Here is an 18,656-nt window from a genome sequence, read left to right as displayed (position 1 = left end):
CCTTAGCCAGTGCCGTCCTCCCGGCTCGCCCGGCGGGGGCGGTGCGTCCCGTCCAGCCCGACCCTTGCAGGGAGTCACATGATCGTCCGGCCTACCTCGGTGGTCCTCGCCACCCGCGTCGCCCTGGCCCTGCTGGTGATGGCGGGGATCACCACCGTGCTGACCTGGTGGCGGCGCGAGGACCTGCTCACCTCCTGGGCCGAGGGCAACGCCGGGGCCCGGGTGATCCTCCGCCAGGGCGGCCTGGAGGCGGTGGAGGCCTCGCTGGCGGTGCCGGCCCTCGTGCCGGTGGCGGTCACCTCCTTCGTCGTCCTGGCCATGCTGGTGGGCGTGCTGCTCGCCTTCTTCGTCGAGGGCTTCGGCTGGGCCCGGCTCTCGCTCGCGGTGATCGCCCTCTTCGGGATCTTCCTCGCGGTGCTGTGCGTGGCCAGCGGGATCCCGACCCTCTTCGTGGTGATGTCGGTGCTGATGATCGGGCTCTGCCTGGCCCTGCTGGTCCTCCTCTTCCACAAGGACACCAACCGGTTCATCCGGGAGGTCTGAGCCTCCTCGGCCCCGGACGTCGAGCCTCTCGGGTCCAGACGTTGACCCGTTGTCGGGGGAGAGGTGTACCTTGGTCCCGTTCGAACAAATGTTCGAAGGCGGACCCGGTGGCGGTGCCTCGACCCCACCGGCACCGGGTCCGGCAGGTGGGTCGAGCGACGCTTCCGAGGAGGAGCCATGAGGCGGTACGACGATCCCGTGGACGTGCGCAGGGGCCCGGTGCCCGGCAGTGGTGAGGAGGCCCCGGAGCAGTTCCTGTGGCGGGGGAGGCTGTGGAAGGTCCGGGCCGTGGTGGCCCACTGGGTGGAGACGCCGCCCTGGTGGCACTCCGCGACCGCCACCGTCCTGGCGGCGGGAGGCGCGCCGGCTCCGGGTGCCCCGCAGGCCGACCTGCTGACGGAGCGCCAGATCTGGCGCGTCGAGGCCGGTCGCGGCCCCCTCGGCGAGGGATCGGCCGGGGGAGTCTTCGACCTCTCCTTCGACGGCAGCGACGGCCGCTGGCAGCTCGTCGGGTGCGTGGACTGAGATGACGGATCCCACGAGGCCCACCAACCCCTACCTGCTGCCCGCCACCACCCACTCCTACCTCGCCCGAGCGGCGGAGTCGCTGCAGGAGGCGATGCTCGCCCGCGACGTGCCGAGCCGCTACGCCTGCGCCCACGTCGCCGCCCTCCGGGCGGCGGCCGCCCTGCTGGCCGCCCGCGCCCACCCCGCCGCTGGGGCCCGGCGCCGCCAGAAGAACGCGTGGGTGCTGCTCAGCGAGGTGGCACCGGAGCTCACGGAGTGGGCGACCTTCTTCGCCGCGGGTGCCGGCAAGCGGGCGGCGGCCGAGGCGGGCTCCGCCCGCGCGGTGAGCGAGCGGGAGGCGGACGACCTGGTGCGCGACGCGGACCGCTTCCTGGCGGTCGTCGAGTCGACGCTGGGCCTGGTGCCGCACACCGCGGCCCCGGGGCGTCTGCTGGCTGCGACAGGGCCGGGCGGTCGGGCCGGTGTCGCCTGATCCCTTCGCCCACCTCCACGTCGCCTCCGGGTACTCCCTCCAGTACGGCGCCTCGCACCCCGGTGGGCTGGTCGAGCGGGCCGCCGACCACGGGATGGACCTGCTGGCCCTCACCGACCGCGACGGCACCTACGGGGCGGTGAAGTTCGCCAAGGCGTGCGCGGCGGCGGGCATCAGCCCGGTGCTGGGCGTCGACCTGGCGGTGGAGCCACCCGGCGTCCCCGGGCGCCCCACCGGTCCGCGCCGCCGCACGCCGGTACGGGGCGGAGCCTTCCGGGAGGAGGGGCGGCCTCGCGTCACCCTGCTCGCCGAGGGCCGGGCCGGCTGGACGGCGTTGTGCCGCCTGGTCTCCTCGGTCCACCTCGCCGGCGAGCGCGGGCGGCCGGTGGCGACCCCCGACCTGCTGGCGCCCCACCTCGCCGAGGGGCGGCTGCTGGTGCTGCTGGGGCCCACCTCCGAGCTGGGCCTCGAGGTGGCCCGGCACCGCGACGACCTGGCCCGCGAGGTCGTGGCCTCCTGGCTGCGGCTGGTGCCCCGGGAGAACCTGCTGGTCGAGCTGGTCTCCCACCGCCTCCCCGGCTCCGGGGGCGGGTGGGGGCCCGGGTCGACCCCGCACGCGGCCCGGATGGCCGGGCTCTCCCGGGAGCTGGGCCTGGGTGCCGTCCTCACCAACGCGGTCCGCTACGCCGACCGCGCCGACGCCCCGACCGTGGATGTCCTCGACGCGGCCCGGCGGCTGGTGCCGCTGGACCGCCGGCACGTCGACCGGGGCAACGCCGAGGGCTTCCTCAAGTCCGGCCGGCAGATGCGGGAGGTGGCCGAGGAGGTCTGCCGGAACGCCGGCCTGGGGCCGCGCGAGGTCGACCGGCTGCTCGCCGGGACCCGTGCCGTGGCCGAGCGCTGTGCGCTCGACCCGGGCGCCGACCTGGGGATCGGGGAGGTCCACTTCCCCGAGCTGGAGACGGCGGCCGGGGCCGGCGAGCCGGTGGCCCGGCTCGCCGGAGAGACCCGGGCCGACGCCGCGCTCCGGGTCCGGTGCGAGTCCGCGATCGGGTGGCGCTACGGCAGCTCCCCGCGGCAACGGATCTGGAAGCGCCTCGACGACGAGCTGCGGGTCATCGCCTCGCTCGGCTACGCCTCCTACTTCCTCACCGTCGGGGACGTCACCGACCTGGTCCGGGAGATGGGGGTGAGGTGCGCGGCGCGCGGGTCCGGGGCCGGGAGCCTGGTCAACTACCTCCTCGGCATCTCCGGGGTCGACCCGCTGCGGCACGGCCTGCTGATGGAGCGGTTCCTGTCCCCGCTGCGTCAGTCGCTGCCCGACATCGACATCGACGTGGAGTCGGCCCGCCGGCTGGAGGTCTACGAGGCGATCCTGGACCGCTACGGCGCGGAGCGCTGCGTCTGCGTCTCGATGATGGAGACCTACCGGGTCCGGCATGCGGTGCGTGACGTGGGAGCGGCCCTGGGGATGCCTCCCGGCGAGGTCGACTCGATCGCCAAGGCGTTCCCGCACGTGCGGGCCCGGGACGCCCGGCGGGCGCTGCAGGACCTCCCCGAGCTGCGGGCCAGCGGGCTGGCCGAGGAGCGGCTCGACCTGATGTTCTCCCTGGTGGAGCGGCTGGACGGCCTGCCCCGCCACATCGCGGTGCATCCCTGCGGGGTGCTGCTCTCCGACGCCACGCTGCTCGACCGGACCCCGGTCGAGGCCAGTCATGCCGGCTTTCCGATGAGCCAGTTCGACAAGGACGACGTGGAGGACCTGGGCCTGCTCAAGCTGGACGTGCTGGGCATCCGGATGCAGTCGGCCATGGCCCACGCGGTGGCCGAGATCCAGCGGGTCGACGGGGTCGCGGTCGATCTCGACGACGAGGGGCAGGTCCCCTTCGACGACCCCGAGACCTTCGAGCTGGTCAGCTCAGCCAAGACCCTGGGCGTCTTCCAGATCGAGTCGCCGGGGCAGCGCGAGCTGGTGGGGAAGTCAGGGATCGAGACCTTCGAGGAGATCGTCACCGACATCTCCCTCTTCCGGCCCGGACCGGTCAAGAGCGACATGATCACCCCCTACCTGGAGGTGAAGCAGGGGTGGCGCCCCGCCTCCTACCTCCACCCCGACCTGGTCCCCATCCTGGCCTCGACCCACGGGGTCGTGGTCTTCCACGAGCAGGTCATCGAGATCATCGCCTGCTTCGGCGGGGTCTCGTTCGCCGAGGCCGACGAGAGGCGTCGCGCGCTCGGCGACGTGGAGGGGATGGCGCGGACGCGCGAGTGGTTCGAGCCGACGGCGATCGCTCGCGGCTACCCGCCCGAGGTGGTCGCGCAGGTGTGGAAGGTGCTCGAGGCCTTCGCCTCCTTCGGCTTCTGCAAGGCGCACGCGGCCGCTTTCGCGCTGCCCACGTTCCAGTCCGCCTGGCTGAAGACGCACTGGCCGGCCCACTTCCTCGCCGGGGTGCTGACCCACGATCCGGGCATGTACCCCAAGCGGTTCATCCTCGACGACGCCCGCCGGTTCGGGATCGGGATCAGGGGGCTCGACGTCGACCGCTCCGAGGGTCACTACGCCGTGGAGTCCTCGCCGGACGATCCGGCCGGCTACGCGATCCGGCTGGCACTGAGCGAGGTGAAGGGGATCAGCGAGGCGGAGACGGCCCGCATCGTCGCGGCTCGTCCCTTCGCCTCGATCAGCGACTTCTGGCATCGGGCCGCGGTCTCGCGGCCCGTGGTGGAGCGCCTGGTGCTGGCCGGTGGCTTCGACCGGGTCCACCGGATCGGCGGCTCCGAGCAGACCGTGCGGTTGCGGACCGGACCGACCCGTCGCGACCTGCTGCTGCAGGTCGCCGAGCTCGACCGGCACAGCCGGGTGCTGCAGAGATCGGCCCGAGGGCGCGGGCTCGGGGCGCGCCCGGCGGTCGACCGGGCGGCGGGGAGGGCGGCCCAGGCGACCTCGCGCAACAGCAGCGACCAGGTCACCCGCAGCGGGGTGTGGGGCCAGGCCTCGGCCCAGGCCAGGTCCTCACGGCCCGTCCACGTGGAGTCGGTCCAGCTCGCCCTCGGGCTCGGCGACGAGCCCGTCGAGGACCAGCCCTCGGGGCTGCCGGAGCTCACGCCGGCCGAGCGGGTGGCGGCCGAGCTGGAGATCCTCGGCCTCGACGTCAGCCGGCACGTCGTCGACGGCTACGCCGACCTCCTCCGGGCCCTGGACGTGGTCCGCAGCCAGGACCTGCTGCGGTGCCGCAGCAAGGCCGAGATCCTGGTGGCGGGGGTCAAGGTGGCCACCCAGACCCCTCCGGTCCGCTCGGGCCGACGGGTGATCTTCCTGACCCTCGACGACTCGACCGGTCCGGTCGACGCCACCTTCTTCGAGGACGCCCAAGGGCCCTACGCGGCCACCGTCTTCGGGTCCTGGCTGCTGCTCGTCCGCGGCGAGCTGCGCCGCACGGGCCGGCGCGGGGTCTCGCTCCGGGCCACCGGGGCCTGGTCCCTGCCCGAGCTGCGCGCCCTCTGGGAAGGCGCGCCCTCCCTCGAGGAGGGCCTGGGCGCGGTCCGCTCGGTGCTGGCGGGCCGCCCGGCGACCGGGCCGGATCCCGCCCGGCGCCGGGTGCTGGTGCACAGCAGCGGGTTCCGGATGTCCCCCTATGCCGACATCAGGCCCGCCGGTGAGGACGCCGCGAGCGCGGGGGCGCTCAGCCGGGCCCTGGAGGGTGAGGCGCACGGTCAGGGGCAGGCGCCTTCGCGCGCCCTGTGGCACCGGAGCCCGGGGAGCCCGGGGTGAGCGCGATGGCATCCGTCCACGTCCTAGGGTGTTCCTCATGCCAGCGAGTGAGCGGACCGACCGACCCAGCGAACGACGCAGCGCAGCCCGCTCCTCGGTGGTCTGGGACGCACTGGAGCCCCTCTTCGCCGGAGGCGGAGGGCTGGAGGTCCTCGACATCGGAGGCGGGACAGGGGGCTTCGCGGTCCGAGTGGCCGAGCTGGGCCACCGGGTCACCGTCGTCGACCCCAGCCCGGATGCACTGGCGGCCCTGGACCGACGGGCCCGGGAGCGTGCGGTCGACGTCACCGGCCGCCAGGGGGACCTCTCCGACCTGCTGGCGACCCTCGGGCCGGACACGGCCGACGTGGTGCTCTGTCACGGGGTGCTGGAGGTCGTGGACGACGCCGCCGCCGGCCTGGGCGTCCTGGCGGAGGTGCTGCGTCCCGGTGGCACGCTCAGCCTCCTGGTCGCCCAGCGCCACGCGGCCGTGGTGGCGCGTGCGATGGCGGGCCACTTCCAGCAGGCCCGCGACCTCCTCGAGGGCGCCGATCCCGTGCGTGGAGGCCACCGGTTCACCCATGAGGAGCTCCTCGAGCTGCTGGCCGAGGCGGGCTTCGAGCCCTCGATGGTGCACGCGGTCCGGGTCTTCGCCGACCTGGTCCCCGGCACCCTCCTCGACCTCGAGCCCGGCGCCACCGCCGCGCTGGTGGAGCTCGAGCGGGCCGTGGCGGAGCGCCCCGAGTACCGACCCCTCGCAGCGCAGCTGCACGTGCTGGCCTCTCGCTGACCCCGGCGCCCGGGCGGTGGCCCGGTGAGCCGTGCCCCGCAGTCGCCGTCCCGTCCGGCGATCCTGCACGTCGACATGGACGCGTTCTACGCGTCCGTGGCGGTGCGCGACCGCCCGGACCTGGCTGACGTGCCGGTGATCGTGGGGGGTGGGAGCCGCGGGGTGGTCCTCTCGGCCAACTACCTCGCGCGCGCCTACGGCGTGCGGTCGGCGCTGCCCATGACGCGGGCCCGGCGGATGTGCCCCGACGCCGTGGTCCTGGCGCCCGACTTCGAGACCTTCGGCCGGGTCTCGGCGGCCGTGATGGAGAACTTCCGCAGCATCACCCCGGTGGTGGAGGTGATGTCGCTGGACGAGGCGTTCCTCGACGTCTCGGGTGCAGCTCGGCGGCTGGGGTCCCCCCGGGAGGTCGCCGAGCGGCTGAGGGCGACCATCCACGACGAGCAGCGCATCACCTGCTCGGTGGGGATCGCCGCCACGCCCACCCTGGCCAAGCTGGCCAGCCGACGGGCCAAGCCCGACGGCGTGGTGGTGGTCCCGCCCGACGAGGCGATCTCCTTCCTGCACCCGCTCGACGTGGGTGAGCTGTGGGGGGTGGGGGAGAAGACCCGGGCCCTGCTGCACCGGCTCGGTCTCAGGACGGTGGCCGACCTGGCCCACACGCCCCTGCGCACCCTCCAGCGGGCGCTGGGTCCCGCACTGGGCACCCAGCTGCACGAGATGGCCTGGGGGGTGGACCGGCGACAGGTCGTGGTGCGCCGGGGGCCCGACGAGCCGGATCGGTCGATGGGGGCGGACGAGACCTTCGCCCGGGACACCGACGACCGGGAGCGGGTCCTGCGCGAGCTGCTGCGGCTCTCGACCCGGGTGACCGGCCGGATGCGGACCGCCGGCGTGGCCGGGCGGACCGTGACGCTGCGGGTCCGGTTCGCCGACTTCACCACGCTCACCAGGTCCCGCACCCTGCCGGAGGCCACCGACGTCACGGTGGAGGTCTACCGCACCGCGGTGCGCCTCTTCGACGCGCTGGGGCTCCAGCGCGCGCGGCTGCGACTGGTCGGGGTCAGGGTCGAAGGACTCGTCCCGGTCGAGCGCGTCCAGAGGCAGCTGGTGCTGGGGGAGCCGAGCCATGGCTGGGAGGCCGCCGACCGGGCCGTCGACGCAGCCACCCGGAGATTCGGATCCGGCGCGGTGCGTCCAGCCACCCTGCTCGGGTGAACGACGACCGGGAACCGGTGGTGATCATTTTTTCCCCTGCGGCTACCGTGGTGGGAAACCGCTGCCTAGACTTCACCTTGCGGATGTGCCGCGCATCACACCGGTCGGGAGGAAACGTGCCGCTCTCGGAAGAAGAGCTCCGACTGCTCGAGCAGATGGAACGTGCTCTCGTCGAGGAAGACCCCAAGTTCGCCCACACGTTGCGGGGGACGGCCTTCCAACGAGCCGCCCGCCGACGTGCCGTTCTCGGCGGCGTCGTCTTCGTCACCGGCATCGCGATCATGATGACGGGCGCCATCGCCTCCATGCCCGTCGTCGGGGTCGTCGGCTTCGTGGTGATGCTGGCCTCCGCCACCGTGGTCGTCACCTCGCTCCGCAACCCGGGCCGCGCCGCGCAGCCCATCCCGTTCAAGGACGCCCCCCAGGGCTTCAGCGTGATCGAGGGCGGGCGCAGCCGTCGCCGGTCCCGCTCCGGGCAGTCCTCGCAGGCTCGCTCCTCCCACTCCTTCATGGAGCGGATGGAGGAGCGGTGGCGCCGTCGCCGCGAGTCCGGCGGCTACTGAGCCTGCGCAGCACCCGACGAGAGTGCTGTCTCTCGGCCCGGTCAGTCGACGTGGTCGACCAGGTCGGTACGCCCGCTCGAGACGAGTGACGCCGGGCCCTTCGCGGGCTGCCGGACGAGCGAGAGGGGCCACCACCCGGCCAGTCGCGCCCGGCGCGGGCCCACCCCGGCCCTGACCGCGGCCACGCACGTGGCCAGGTCCCTGGCCCAGCTCCGCTCCGCGGGCTGGAGCGCACCGGGGCGGCCGAAGCGCGAGCGCTCCAGTGCGTCGACCAACCGGCCCAGGGCGGCCTCGGCCGCGACGGTCGGCGCGGGACCGCCCTCCGGCCACCCCGCCGAGGGGCCGGGCGCGGTGGCACCGAACCAGCCGGTCACGACCTCGGACGTCACTCGCGGTGACCGCCCCACGGGCCAGGGCCGCCCCAGGTCGAGGCACTCGTCGCGCAGCTCCGCCCACACGCTCTCGATGTCGCCGCGACGCTGGCGAGCCTCGCGGCGCCGGGAGCGCACGAGCCGCGGCGCCAGGACGAGCGAGACCAGCAGGACCAGCAGCGCCAGCGAGGCCAGCAGGCCGGCCCAGGACCTCCCGCCGTCGTCCCCCTGCTCGCCCTCGTCCTCGGACGGGGCCAGGGCCTGGGTCCGGTCCTGCGGTGACTGGCCGGTGGTCTCGCGCGGCAGCGAGGGACGCTCCACCTCGTCGAGCACCGGGAGCTGGCCGGTGGTGTAGTCGGGCGCCAGGCGGGCCCGGTCGGGCGGGGTCGGCTCGAAGCGCACCCACCCCGAGCCGGGGAAGAAGAGCTCGGGCCAGGCGTGCAGGTCGTGCGAGGAGAACTCCCACCGGCCCTGCCCGACCTCGGTCGGCTCCAGGAAGCCGACGGCGACGCGGGAGGGGATGTCGAGGACACGCGCCATCACGGCCATCGCCGCCGCGAACTGCTCGCAGTAGCCCTCGCGGCCGCCCTCGGCGAGGAAGGCCCCCAGCTCGTTGCTGCCCACCGCGTCCACCTGGGCCAGGCTGTAGGAGAACTCGGTGCGGAACCAGTCCTGCAGGGCGCGGGCCTTGCGGAAGCGACTGGTCTCCTCACTCGTCACGCTCTGGGCGAGCGCGCGCACCACGCCGGGCAGGTCGGCCGGGAGCTGGACCATGTCGCTGCCGACCTGGGAGACCCCGGAGGAGGCCTCGTCGAGGGAGTCGATGTCGTACTCGAGCTGCACGCCGCGCATGGACCACGCCAGGCCGGCGACGGTCGCCTCGTCGTCGCCGGCGATGAAGTCCATCGTCTCCCGGTCGTAGCGCCAGTCGCCCGGCGCGTCGATCCGCGAGACGTGGGAGACGGTGGGCAGCCACTGCGACTCCAGGCCCGCCCTCGCCACGAACTCGTGGCGGGCCTCGGTCCGGTCGAGCTCGGCGGCCACCCCCAGCAGGGGAGGCATGTCGCCCCGGGCCACCTGGTCCGACGGCACCTCGCGATCCCCGCTGCTCCACTCCTCGCCGTTGAAGCGGGTCAGCACCGAGAGCTTCACGTAGGTGGGCCGCGGGCCGTTCGTGGTGACCTCCAGCAGCGGGACGTCGGCCCCGCGGGAGAGGTCGCGGCGCATGTCGACCAGGGGGTTCTGGATCGAGATGCCGTCCCCGCCGTTGCCGCGGCCGGGGCCGTCCCACACTGCCAGGTCGAGGGTCGGCAGCAGGGCCGGCAGTGCCACCGCCAGTGCGGTGGTGCCGGTCCCGATGACCAGGGCCGAGGAGAACAGGGGACCTCGGCGCCCGCTCCTGGTGGTGAGCGCGTCGTCGCCGGGCCCGCCGGCTGCCCGCCCCCAGCGCAGGACCGCGTCCTCCTGCTGGAGGAAGAGCAGAGCCAGGAAGCCGGCCGCGACCGCGGCGAAGGACCACCACGCCACGCTCTGGTCGACGAAGGTCACCGGCACGCTGTAGAGGGCCAGCAGCAGCAGGCCCGAGGAGCCCACCAGGCGCAGGGAGACCGCCACCAGGTCCATCACGACCAGGGCCACGGCGCCGACGACCAGGACGAGCGGGGCCAGCGGTGCGCCGGTGGCAGGGATCGGGGCCACGTAGCGGTTGGCCGACGCCACGGAGTCCCGGACCGCCTCGGTGAGGGCGGCGACGCCCTCGCCGGTCGGCAGGGGCGAGCCGGTGACCTCGAGCAGGAGGAGTGATCCGAGGAGCAGGCACTGGGCGGCGGCGATCGCCAGGACCGGCAGCTCGAGCCGCCGCAGCACGGTGCCGAGGCCCGCGCTCGCGGCCGCGAGCAGGAGGAGCGGGCCGAGGAAGTCCCCGCGCACGGTGAGGGCGCCCCAGGTGGAGACGGCCAGCCAGACGGTGAGGGCGGCGACCGCGGAGACCAGCAGGCCGCGGCCCAGCGAGCCCTGCGAGCCCGTCACGGCGCGGTCCCGGCGGGCGCGGCCCGCACCGTCGCGGCGCCCCGGCCCGCCTGCCGGCCCAGCTCGGGCCAGACGCTCTCCAGACGGTCGTCGGGCCCCAGCGACGTCGCGCGCCAGCCGCAGGTGGTCAGCAGGTTCCGCGCCCCCTCGCCCGTGGCGGGCAGGTGGGGTGCCCACGCGTCCACGTCGAGAGCGAGCGCCAGGGCGGTCCCGGCGTGGTGGTGCAGGCGGGTCAGGAAGGGGCGGTCGACCGGGTCGAGGGCGCCGACGACGGCGACCACGAGGCCGTGGCCCGCCTCCGACATCCAGCCGCTCTCCATCAGGTGACGCGGCTCGAGGCCGACCACCGCCAGCGCCTCGAGCAGGGGCGCGGTGTTCGCCCGTGAGTCGCGGGCGTGCCAGGCCGTGCTCGGGTCCTCGCCGGCGGCGGTGACCAGGCGCACCGCGTAGCCCCGCTGGGCGAGGTGCACGGCGACCGACGCCGCGGCCGAGACGGCCGTCTCCAGCGACGAGGCGGCGCCGTGACCGCGGTGGGCGTTCAGGCGGTTGTCCAGGAGCACGGTGGCCCGGGACTGCCAGGGCTGCTCCTCGCGGCGCACCATGAGCTCGCCCATCCGTGCCGAGCTGGGCCAGTGGACGCGGCGCAGGTCGTCCCCGCGCCGGTAGTCGCGCACGGTGACGTCCTCGGCGCTGCCGGTGGCGAACGAGCGAGGACGGTTGTCGCCCGCGCCCGACCAGACGCCGTCGAGCGGGATCGCGGGCAGCGGGGCGACCCGGGGCGTCACCGTCAGGGAGGCAGTGGTGTGGAAGGCCCGGCCCAGCTCCACCAGGCCGAACGGGTCGGTGACGCGGATCGACATCGGGCCGACCTCGTAGTGGCCGCGCACCTCCGAGCGCAGCCGGTAGGTCACGTTCCGTCGCCACCCGTGGGTGATGCCCTCCAGGACGAAGCGCGGCCGGCCCCCCAGGACGTAGGGGATCTGCTCCTCGAGCAGCAGCACGCCGGTGGGGGTGCGCCCCTCGTTGGTCAGGGTCAGCGACACGGTGGCCGGCTGCCCGGCGGAGACCAGCCGGGGCGAGACCTCCCGCTCCAGGGCGAGCCGGTAGCGGGAACGGGCCAGGACCAGGGCGGAGACGAGGGGGAGCAGGGCCACCAGGATCCCCACCCGGACCAGCGAGGACTGGCCCAGCACGACGGCACAGGCGATCGCGGTCAGCCCGCCGGCGAGGAAGGCCCGTCCGCGCAGCGTCAGGGCGCCGAGGGCCTCACGCACGACCGGGGTCCGGGACCGGGACGGTCGCCACCAGCTCGGCCAGCACCGCCTGGCTGGTGCGGCCGCTCATGGTGGCCTCCACGGTGGGGATCAGTCGGTGCGCGAGGACCGGCTCGGTGAGGCGGTGGACGTCGTCGGGCAGCACGTAGTCGCGCCCGGCCAGGGCCGCCACGGCCTTGCTCGCCCGGACCAGGTGGAGGGTGGCGCGGGGAGAGGCGCCGAGGTTGAGCTCGCGGGAGTGCCGGGTCGCGGTGGTCAGGGCGACCGCGTAGTGGCGCACCGCGTCCGAGACGTGCACCTGGCCGACGATGTCGACCAGCTTGCGCACCGCCCCGGCGTCGGTCACCGCCTCGAGGTCGTCGAGCGGGTTGCGGCTGGTGTGGGAGTCGAGCATCGCGATCTCCGCGGCGGCGACCGGGTAGCCGACGGAGACCCGGGCCATGAAGCGGTCCCGCTGAGCCTCGGGGAGGGTGTAGGTGCCCTCCATCTCGATGGGGTTCTGGGTCGCGATCACCATGAACGGCGCCTCGAGGTGGTAGGTGGTGTTGTCCACGGTCACCTGGCGCTCCTCCATGCACTCCAGCAGCGCCGACTGCGTCTTGGGCGAGGCGCGGTTGATCTCGTCTCCGACGACGATGTTGGCGAAGACGCCCCCGGGGCGGAACTCGAACTGCCGGGTGTCCTGGTTGAAGACCGAGACGCCGGTGACGTCGGAGGGCAGCAGGTCGGGGGTGAACTGGATCCGCCGCACCGTGCAGTCGATGCTGCGGGCCAGCGCCTTGCTCAGCATGGTCTTCCCGACCCCGGGGACGTCCTCGATGAGGAGGTGGCCCTCGGCCAGGAGGACGACGAGGGCGGCGGTGACCACGTCCGGCTTCCCCTCGATGACCCGCTCGACGTTCTCCCGCACCCGGGTGGTGACCCGCTGCAGGGTGTCGAGATCTGCGCCGCCGGCAGCAGGCACGCTCACGCTCGTCTTCCCCTCGTCGCGACGCGGGCTGCGCGCCGGTCTTCCCTGGAGCCGTCCACGGTAGTCGAACGGTGGGGGAGCGGGCATGGGCCTGCTCCCGGGGCCTTCTTCCCCTCCACTTCGCCCCACCGGTTTTCCCTCCACTTCGCCCCACCGGCGCGGCCACGTCCCCCACCCACGCTCCACCGCGACCTCTCCAGCGGCACCGGACCCCGCCGTACGCGCCCCTGACCTGCACGTTTCCTCCACTTCGGGCCTCCGAGCCGTCCCGGCCCGGGGTGTTCGTCCGGCGGCCGCCCGGCCGGCCGCCCGCGGAAGACCCACCGGAGAACTCACCAAAATTGGTTCAAAGTGGGGGATCGTGGGGTAGTGTGGTGGAAAGTGGTGGAGGGTCGACTTGCAGGGGGGTGCCCGGATGTTTTTCGGGACCTACACGCCCAAGCTCGACGACAAGGGCCGGCTCTTCCTCCCCGCGAAGTTCAGGGACCAGCTGACGGAGGGACTCGTCGTGACCAGAGGGCAGGAGCGTTGCCTCACCATCTGGTCGCTCGAGGACTTCGGTCGGCTCACCGAGCGCCTGGCCCAGGCCCCGGTGACCAACAAGGGCACGCGCGACTACGTCCGCATGCTGTTCGCCGCCGCCAGCCAGGAGGTGCCGGACAAGCAGGGGCGGATCTCGATCCCCCCGGTGCTGCGGGAGTACGCCTCCCTCAGCAAGGACGTCGTGGTGATCGGGTCCATGAACCGGATCGAGATCTGGGATCCGGCCTCGTGGGCCAGCTACAGCGAGGAGCAGGAGCAGGTCTTCTCCGAGCTGAGCGACGAGGTCTTCCCCGGCATCTGAGCACGACCGCCTGCCCCACCAGTGACACAACTCCACAGCGACAGCGCAGGGCCAGGTCTCGTGCCCGCTCCCACCGAACCTTCTGGGGTCACTTCCCCGGCACCAGACGGTCTTCCCATCGAGGGGAGCGGGCAGGGACCTGACCACTGCGACGTCGCAGCACGCGAAGCACACCATCCGGGAACCAGCCGGACCAGCACGTGAAGGGTCGAGATCATGCACAAGACGTATGCCGCCGCCACGGCCGGCCCGGCCCGGCCGGGCCGGGTGCGCGACCAGGCCCGTGAGGCCCTGGCCGTGATGGCCTTCTCGTTCCTCGCCTCGGCGTCCGTCGTGGTCGCCGTCCTGCTGCTGACCACGCTGGGCGAGTAGGACCGGACATGGAGGGCTCCCGACACGTCCCGGTCCTGCTGGACCGGGTCGTCGCGCTTCTGGCGCCTGCGCTCGGCGGCGAGGGCGCCGTCCTGGTCGACTGCACGCTGGGCCTGGGCGGGCACACCGAGGCCGTCCTGGAGAGGTTCCCCTCCGTGCGGGTGATCGGCATCGACCGGGACACCGAGGCCCTCGCGATGGCGGGGGAGCGGCTCGCCCCCTTCGCCGACCGGTTCACCGGCGTGCACGCGGTCTACGACCAGATCGGGGAGGTGGTCGCGGACCAGGGCCTCGACCACGTCGACGGCGTCCTGTTCGACCTCGGTGTCTCCTCGATGCAGCTCGACGTGCGGGAGCGGGGCTTCGCCTACGCCCAGGACGCGCCGCTGGACATGCGGATGGACGGCAGCGCCGGCCTCACCGCGGCCGACGTGCTCAACACCTACTCGGCCGCCGAGCTGACCCGGGTGCTCAAGGAGTACGGCGAGGAGAAGTTCGCCCGCAAGATCGCCGGCGCGGTGGTCCGGGAGCGGGAGAAGGAGCCCTTCACCCGGTCGGGGCGCCTCGTCGAGCTCCTCTACGACGAGATCCCGGCACCCGCGCGACGCACCGGTGGCCACCCCGCCAAGCGCACCTTCCAGGCGTTGCGGATGGAGGTCAACGACGAGCTCGGCGTCCTGCGCCGGGCCCTGCCCGCGGCCCTGGCCGTGGTCGGGGTCGGCGGGCGGGTGGTCGTGGAGTCCTACCACTCGCTGGAGGACCGCATGGTCAAGCGCGCCTTCGTCGAGGTCACCCGGCTCGACGTCCCCGAGGACCTCCCCTTCGTCCCGGAGGGCAGCGAGCCCGCCATGCGGCTGGTCACCCGGGGTGCCGAGGTGGCCGACGAGCACGAGATCGCCCAGAACCCCCGCGCGGCCTCGGTCCGCCTGCGCGCCGTCGAACGTGTCCGACCCGACCGAGGAGCAGTCAGATGAGCAGTCCCGCAGTGCAGATCCGCTCCCGCGTCGCCTCGATCGGCGAGGCCGCGGTCTCGCGGGCCCGCCTCACCGTGGTGCCGCCCACCCGCCGGGAGGCGCCCCGGGTCCCGTTCGTGTTCCTGGTCTCGGTGATCCTGCTGACCGGGGTGATCGGGCTCCTGATGTTCAACACCTCCATGCAGCAGGCCTCGTTCACCGCGACCCGCCTCGACGAGCAGGCGGCCACGATGGCCGCCCGGGAGCAGTCCCTGCGGATGGAGCTCGACGACCTGCGCGACCCCCAGCGGGTGGCGCTGCAGGCTCAGCGGATGGGGATGGTGATCCCCAGCACCCCGGTCTTCCTCTCCCTGGACGGCGAGATCGTCGGCACCCCCGGCCCCGCGACCCCCGAGGACGGGCTGCGCCTGACCCCGCGGCCGCCGGGGCTGCCCGCCGGCCTGCGTCCCTCGGTCGAGTTCGTCGAGGCGCCGCCCGCTCCGTGAGCCCTGCCCGCCGTGGTGGCCTACGGCTGTGGTGCGACTCCCACAAGGAAAGAGCCGACACGGCCGCCGCCTGAGCGCCACGGCGTCCCGGGCCGGGTATCAATGAGCAGCAGTCGTTCGAAGGAGAGCTCCCGTGTCCAGCACCCCCGGTCCGCCCCCGGCTCCGCGGAGTCGACGGTCGGGTCGGCTGAGCCGCCGCGGCTCGCCGATGTTCCGCCTGCGGTTCGGCTTCGTGCTCATCGCCATGGTGCTCTCGGTCTTCGGCGGGCGGCTGGTCCAGCTCCAGGGCATCGACCCCCGCTCGTACGCGCAGATGGCCGCCGCGGAGGGCGTCATCGACGTCACGCTGCCCGCCGCCCGTGGCCAGATCCTCGACCGCCGCGGCGAGCCGCTGGCCGGGTCGGTCACCGGTCGCATGGTCGTGGCCGACCCGAAGATGACCGCCGAGGACGCCCCGGCGCTGGCCACCCTGCTGAGCAACGAGCTGGGGGTCGACTACTTCACCGTCCTGGAGCGCCTGCGCGAGGAGGGCAGCCGCTTCGAGTACATCGACCGGCGGGTGCCCGCCACCGAGGCCGACCGGGTCGTGGCACTGGTCAAGGCGCAGGGCTTCAAGGGGATCAGCCTGCGTGACGACCCGGTCCGCGACTACCCCGCGGGCGACGTGGCCGCCAACCTGGTCGGCTTCATGGGCGTGGACGAGCCGCTCGGCGGCCTGGAGCGGACCTTCGACGCCCAGCTCTCCGGCACCGACGGCAAGGCGCGCTACACCGTCGGGAGCGGTCACCGGGTGCCGCTGGGGGAGCGCTCGGTCACCAAGCCCGACAACGGCGAGCCGCTGCGCACCACCCTGGACCGCGACCTGTCGTGGTTCGTCCAGAAGGTGCTGGGCGAGCAGCTGGAGGCCTACCAGGCCGAGAGTGCGGCCGCGGTGGTCATGGACACCCGCAGCGGCCACCTGCTCGCCGTGGCCGACGTCCCCACCTTCGACGCCAACGCCCCGACCGAGAGCGACGAGGCCGACCTGGGCTCCCGGGCCTTCAGCGACGTCTACGAGCCGGGCTCGGTGCAGAAGGTCCTCACCGCGGCGGCCCTGGTGGACGCCGGCAAGGTCACCGCCCGCACCCGGATCAAGGTGCCCTCCAGCCTGGCCCGGCAGGACCGCGTGATCAACGACTGGTTCGACCACGGCACCATCAAGCTGACCATGGCCGGGGTCATCGCCAAGTCCTCCAACATCGGCACCGTGCTCGCTGCCGACCAGTTCACCCCGGCCGAGCTGGCCGGCTACCTGACCCGCTTCGGCCTCGGCGCCAAGACCGGGGTGGGCGTCCGCGGCGAGACCCGCGGGCTGCTCCCGTCCGGTGACGTGATGACCTCCCAGACCAAGGACCGCATCGCCTTCGGGCAGTCGCTCTCGGTCAACGCCGTGCAGATGACGGCGGCGGTCAACACCATCGCCAACGACGGGGTGCGCGTGTCTCCCAGCCTGGTCCAGGGCACCGCCACCGCCGACGACGGCACCGTGGTCGGCACCGACGTGGCCACGCGCGAGCGGGTGGTCTCCCGCCGGGCCGCCCGGCAGACCGCCAAGATGATGGAGCGGGTGGTCGACCCCGAGGCCGGCGTGGCGCCGCGGGCCCAGGTCCCGGGCTACCGGGTGGCCGGCAAGACGGGCACCGCCCAGCGGGTCGACCCCGAGTGCGGCTGCTACGACGGCTCGTTCTCGCTGTCCTTCGGCGGCTTCGCCCCGGCCGACGACCCGCGCTTCACCGTCTACGTTGTCATCCACAACCCGGCCGTCGACGGCGGCGGCGGCTCGGTGGCCGGCCCGGTCTTCTCCCGCATCATGGGCTACCTGCTCTCCCGCTACCGGGTGCCGCCCACGGGCTCGAAGCCGTCGCAGCTCCCGGTGGAGTGGTGACCCCGGACCACGTCGGCGCTAGTGTCCCCGTGATGGGCAGTGAGACGACGAGACCCCTGCGGCCCGAGAGCTCGACCCTGGCCGAGCTCGCCGAGTGGCTCGGCACCCATGTCGCGGCGCGGGTGCTGGGCGAGGGACGCACCACGGTGACCGGGCTGACCCTGAGCACGGCCCGGGTCCGGCCGGGCGACCTCTACGCCGCGCTGCCGGGATCCCGGGTGCACGGTGCCCGGTACGCCGCCGCGGCCGTGGCGTCCGGGGCCGTGGCGGTGCTCACCGACGCCGAGGGCGTCGGCCTGATGGAGGTCGACGTGCCGACCCTCGTGGTGGAGCAGCCGCGTCGCGTCCTGGGGGAGCTCTCCGCCCACGTCTACGGCGACCCCGCCGCGGGGCTGCGGATGATCGGGGTCACCGGCACCCAGGGCAAGACCACCACCACCCGCCTGGCCGAGGGCGCCCTGCACGCCGCCGGGGTGGGTGCCGCCGTGATCGGCACCGTCGGCACCCGCATCGCCGGCCACGACGTCGCGACCACGCTGACCACTCCCGAGGCACCGGACCTGCAGGCACTGCTGGCCCTGATGCGGGAGCGGGAGGTGGAGGTCTGCGCCATGGAGGTCTCCAGCCACGCGCTGGTGATGGGCCGGGTCGACGGGTTGGTCTTCGACGTGGCCACCTTCCTCAACCTGGGCCGCGACCACCTCGACTTCCACCACGACCTCGAGGACTACTTCGCCGCCAAGGCCGCGCTCTTCACCCCCGAGCGGGCCCGGCTGGCCCTGGTCAACGTCGACGACGCCCACGGCCGCCGGCTGGCCGGGACGGTCGAGATCCCGCTGCGCACCTTCTCCGCCGCCGGGGCCGAGGCCGACTGGCGGGCGGTGGACGTGACGACCACGGCCCACGGCTCCACCTTCACGGTGCTGGGACCGGGCGGGGTGGAGGTGGCCGCCGGGGTGCCGCTGGCGGGCGACTTCAACGTGAGCAACGCGCTGGCCGCTCTCGCCTCCTGCGCCGAGGCGGGCTACGACCCGGCCCTCGTCGCCGGCGCCCTGCTCTCCGGACCGGGGGTCCCGGGCCGCCTGGAGGGCATCGAGGAGGGGCAGGACTTCGCCGTGGTCGTCGACTACGCGCACAAGCCGGACGCCGTCGAGGCCACGCTGCGCACGCTGAGGCCGCTGACCGACGGGCGGGTCCTGGTGGTGCTCGGCGCCGGCGGGGACCGTGACCCGGGCAAGCGCCCGCTGATGGGGGAGATCGCGGCCCGCCTGGCCGACGTGCTCGTGGTGACCGACGACAACCCGCGCAGCGAGGACCCGGCGGCGATCCGCCGCGCCGTCCTGGCCGGGGTGCCGGACGGGGCGCGCGCCGAGGTGCTCGAGGTCGGCGACCGGCGCCGCGCGATCCGGGAGGTCCTGCGTCGCGCCGCTCCCGGCGACATCGTGCTGGTGGCCGGCAAGGGGCACGAGACCGGCCAGGAGGTCGACGGCGTGGTCCATCCCTTCGACGATCGTGTCGTGGTCCGTGAGGAGCTGGCAGCACTGTGATC

Annotated in this window: 16 protein-coding genes; 13 read left to right on the top strand and 3 right to left on the bottom strand. The window is 73.9% G+C overall.

The features are described 5' to 3' along the window. Positions 1–78: 78 nt before the first annotated feature. The 7 genes from AC4BGE_RS00740 to AC4BGE_RS00710 all read left to right on the top strand — a co-directional run bounded on the left by AC4BGE_RS00740 (position 79) and on the right by AC4BGE_RS00710 (position 7,865). On the top strand, positions 79–543 hold the full coding sequence (locus AC4BGE_RS00740; RefSeq protein WP_490574055.1) for a hypothetical protein: 465 nt from the start codon (positions 79–81) through the stop codon (positions 541–543). A 177-nt stretch (positions 544–720) separates the two neighbouring features. Then, a complete protein-coding gene (locus tag AC4BGE_RS00735) occupies positions 721–1,068 on the top strand; it encodes a DUF6504 family protein (protein WP_490570006.1) in 348 nt (115 codons plus the stop codon). A gap of 1 nt (position 1,069) precedes the next feature. Beyond that, entirely contained in the window at positions 1,070–1,543 is a 474-nt protein-coding gene (locus AC4BGE_RS00730; protein ID WP_490570007.1) for an SAV_6107 family HEPN domain-containing protein, read from the top strand. Next, positions 1,533–5,315: a DNA polymerase III subunit alpha gene (locus AC4BGE_RS00725; protein ID WP_490574054.1), complete on the top strand. Its 3,783-nt coding sequence runs from the start codon at positions 1,533–1,535 to the stop codon at positions 5,313–5,315. Before AC4BGE_RS00730 ends, AC4BGE_RS00725 begins: the two co-directional genes overlap by 11 nt. Positions 5,316–5,352: 37 nt before the next feature. Then, the gene (locus AC4BGE_RS00720) at positions 5,353–6,084 is read left to right on the top strand and encodes a class I SAM-dependent methyltransferase (RefSeq protein ID WP_490570009.1); all 732 of its coding nucleotides are present in this window, start codon (positions 5,353–5,355) and stop codon (positions 6,082–6,084) included. Positions 6,085–6,108: 24 nt separating this feature from the next. Beyond that, positions 6,109–7,302 carry a DNA polymerase IV gene (dinB, locus tag AC4BGE_RS00715; protein WP_490574053.1) on the top strand — a complete coding sequence of 398 codons (1,194 nt, stop codon included), beginning with the start codon at positions 6,109–6,111 and terminating at the stop codon, positions 7,300–7,302. 83 nt (positions 7,303–7,385) lie between these two features. Next, positions 7,386–7,865, top strand: coding sequence for an SCO2097 family morphological protein (locus AC4BGE_RS00710; protein WP_490574052.1), 480 nt, complete (start codon positions 7,386–7,388; stop codon positions 7,863–7,865). 41 nt (positions 7,866–7,906) lie between these two features. Here AC4BGE_RS00710 and AC4BGE_RS00705 read toward each other — a convergent pair whose 3' ends face one another. Genes AC4BGE_RS00705 through AC4BGE_RS00695 form a run of 3 tightly spaced genes read right to left on the bottom strand, consistent with a single transcriptional unit; the run spans position 7,907 to position 12,508 of the window. Beyond that, positions 7,907–10,264 carry a transglutaminase TgpA family protein gene (locus AC4BGE_RS00705; protein ID WP_490574051.1) on the bottom strand — a complete coding sequence of 786 codons (2,358 nt, stop codon included), beginning with the start codon at positions 10,262–10,264 and terminating at the stop codon, positions 7,907–7,909. After that, entirely contained in the window at positions 10,261–11,538 is a 1,278-nt protein-coding gene (locus AC4BGE_RS00700; protein ID WP_490574050.1) for a DUF58 domain-containing protein, read from the bottom strand. Before AC4BGE_RS00700 ends, AC4BGE_RS00705 begins: the two co-directional genes overlap by 4 nt. Then, entirely contained in the window at positions 11,531–12,508 is a 978-nt protein-coding gene (locus tag AC4BGE_RS00695) for an AAA family ATPase (protein WP_490574049.1), read from the bottom strand. Before AC4BGE_RS00695 ends, AC4BGE_RS00700 begins: the two co-directional genes overlap by 8 nt. A 415-nt stretch (positions 12,509–12,923) precedes the next feature. Between AC4BGE_RS00695 and mraZ the strand changes: the two genes are divergently transcribed. The 6 genes from mraZ to AC4BGE_RS00665 all read left to right on the top strand — a co-directional run bounded on the left by mraZ (position 12,924) and on the right by AC4BGE_RS00665 (position 18,654). Continuing rightward, entirely contained in the window at positions 12,924–13,352 is a 429-nt protein-coding gene (gene mraZ, locus AC4BGE_RS00690) for a division/cell wall cluster transcriptional repressor MraZ (protein WP_490570015.1), read from the top strand. Positions 13,353–13,568: 216 nt separating this feature from the next. Next, on the top strand, positions 13,569–13,724 hold the full coding sequence (locus tag AC4BGE_RS00685; RefSeq protein ID WP_490570016.1) for a hypothetical protein: 156 nt from the start codon (positions 13,569–13,571) through the stop codon (positions 13,722–13,724). Positions 13,725–13,732: 8 nt separating this feature from the next. Beyond that, positions 13,733–14,698, top strand: a complete 966-nt coding sequence (rsmH, locus tag AC4BGE_RS00680) for a 16S rRNA (cytosine(1402)-N(4))-methyltransferase RsmH (protein WP_490570017.1) — start codon at positions 13,733–13,735, stop codon at positions 14,696–14,698. After that, entirely contained in the window at positions 14,695–15,183 is a 489-nt protein-coding gene (gene ftsL / locus AC4BGE_RS00675) for a cell division protein FtsL (protein WP_490570018.1), read from the top strand. Before rsmH ends, ftsL begins: the two co-directional genes overlap by 4 nt. Positions 15,184–15,316: 133 nt before the next feature. After that, entirely contained in the window at positions 15,317–17,107 is a 1,791-nt protein-coding gene (locus AC4BGE_RS00670) for a peptidoglycan D,D-transpeptidase FtsI family protein (RefSeq protein ID WP_490574048.1), read from the top strand. Positions 17,108–17,139: 32 nt separating this feature from the next. After that, positions 17,140–18,654, top strand: coding sequence for a UDP-N-acetylmuramoyl-L-alanyl-D-glutamate--2,6-diaminopimelate ligase (locus AC4BGE_RS00665; protein ID WP_490574047.1), 1,515 nt, complete (start codon positions 17,140–17,142; stop codon positions 18,652–18,654). The last annotated feature ends 2 nt before the right edge of the window (positions 18,655–18,656 follow it).

Source organism: Nocardioides sp. Z50_6, assembly GCF_058215755.1.
This window is presented reverse-complemented; position numbering and strand designations above follow the sequence as displayed.

What these genes read in the sequence shown, in the direction of transcription:
- AC4BGE_RS00740 (WP_490574055.1), top strand. Translation starts at nt 79, where the DNA reads ATGATCGTCCGGCCTACCTCGGTGGTCCTCGCCACCCGCGTCGCCCTG.
- AC4BGE_RS00735 (WP_490570006.1), top strand. Translation starts at nt 721, where the DNA reads ATGAGGCGGTACGACGATCCCGTGGACGTGCGCAGGGGCCCGGTGCCC.
- AC4BGE_RS00730 (WP_490570007.1), top strand. Translation starts at nt 1,070, where the DNA reads ATGACGGATCCCACGAGGCCCACCAACCCCTACCTGCTGCCCGCCACC.
- AC4BGE_RS00720 (WP_490570009.1), top strand. Translation starts at nt 5,353, where the DNA reads ATGCCAGCGAGTGAGCGGACCGACCGACCCAGCGAACGACGCAGCGCA.
- AC4BGE_RS00710 (WP_490574052.1), top strand. Translation starts at nt 7,386, where the DNA reads ATGTGCCGCGCATCACACCGGTCGGGAGGAAACGTGCCGCTCTCGGAA.
- mraZ (WP_490570015.1), top strand. Translation starts at nt 12,924, where the DNA reads ATGTTTTTCGGGACCTACACGCCCAAGCTCGACGACAAGGGCCGGCTC.
- AC4BGE_RS00685 (WP_490570016.1), top strand. Translation starts at nt 13,569, where the DNA reads ATGCACAAGACGTATGCCGCCGCCACGGCCGGCCCGGCCCGGCCGGGC.
- rsmH (WP_490570017.1), top strand. Translation starts at nt 13,733, where the DNA reads ATGGAGGGCTCCCGACACGTCCCGGTCCTGCTGGACCGGGTCGTCGCG.
- ftsL (WP_490570018.1), top strand. Translation starts at nt 14,695, where the DNA reads ATGAGCAGTCCCGCAGTGCAGATCCGCTCCCGCGTCGCCTCGATCGGC.
- AC4BGE_RS00665 (WP_490574047.1), top strand. Translation starts at nt 17,140, where the DNA reads ATGGGCAGTGAGACGACGAGACCCCTGCGGCCCGAGAGCTCGACCCTG.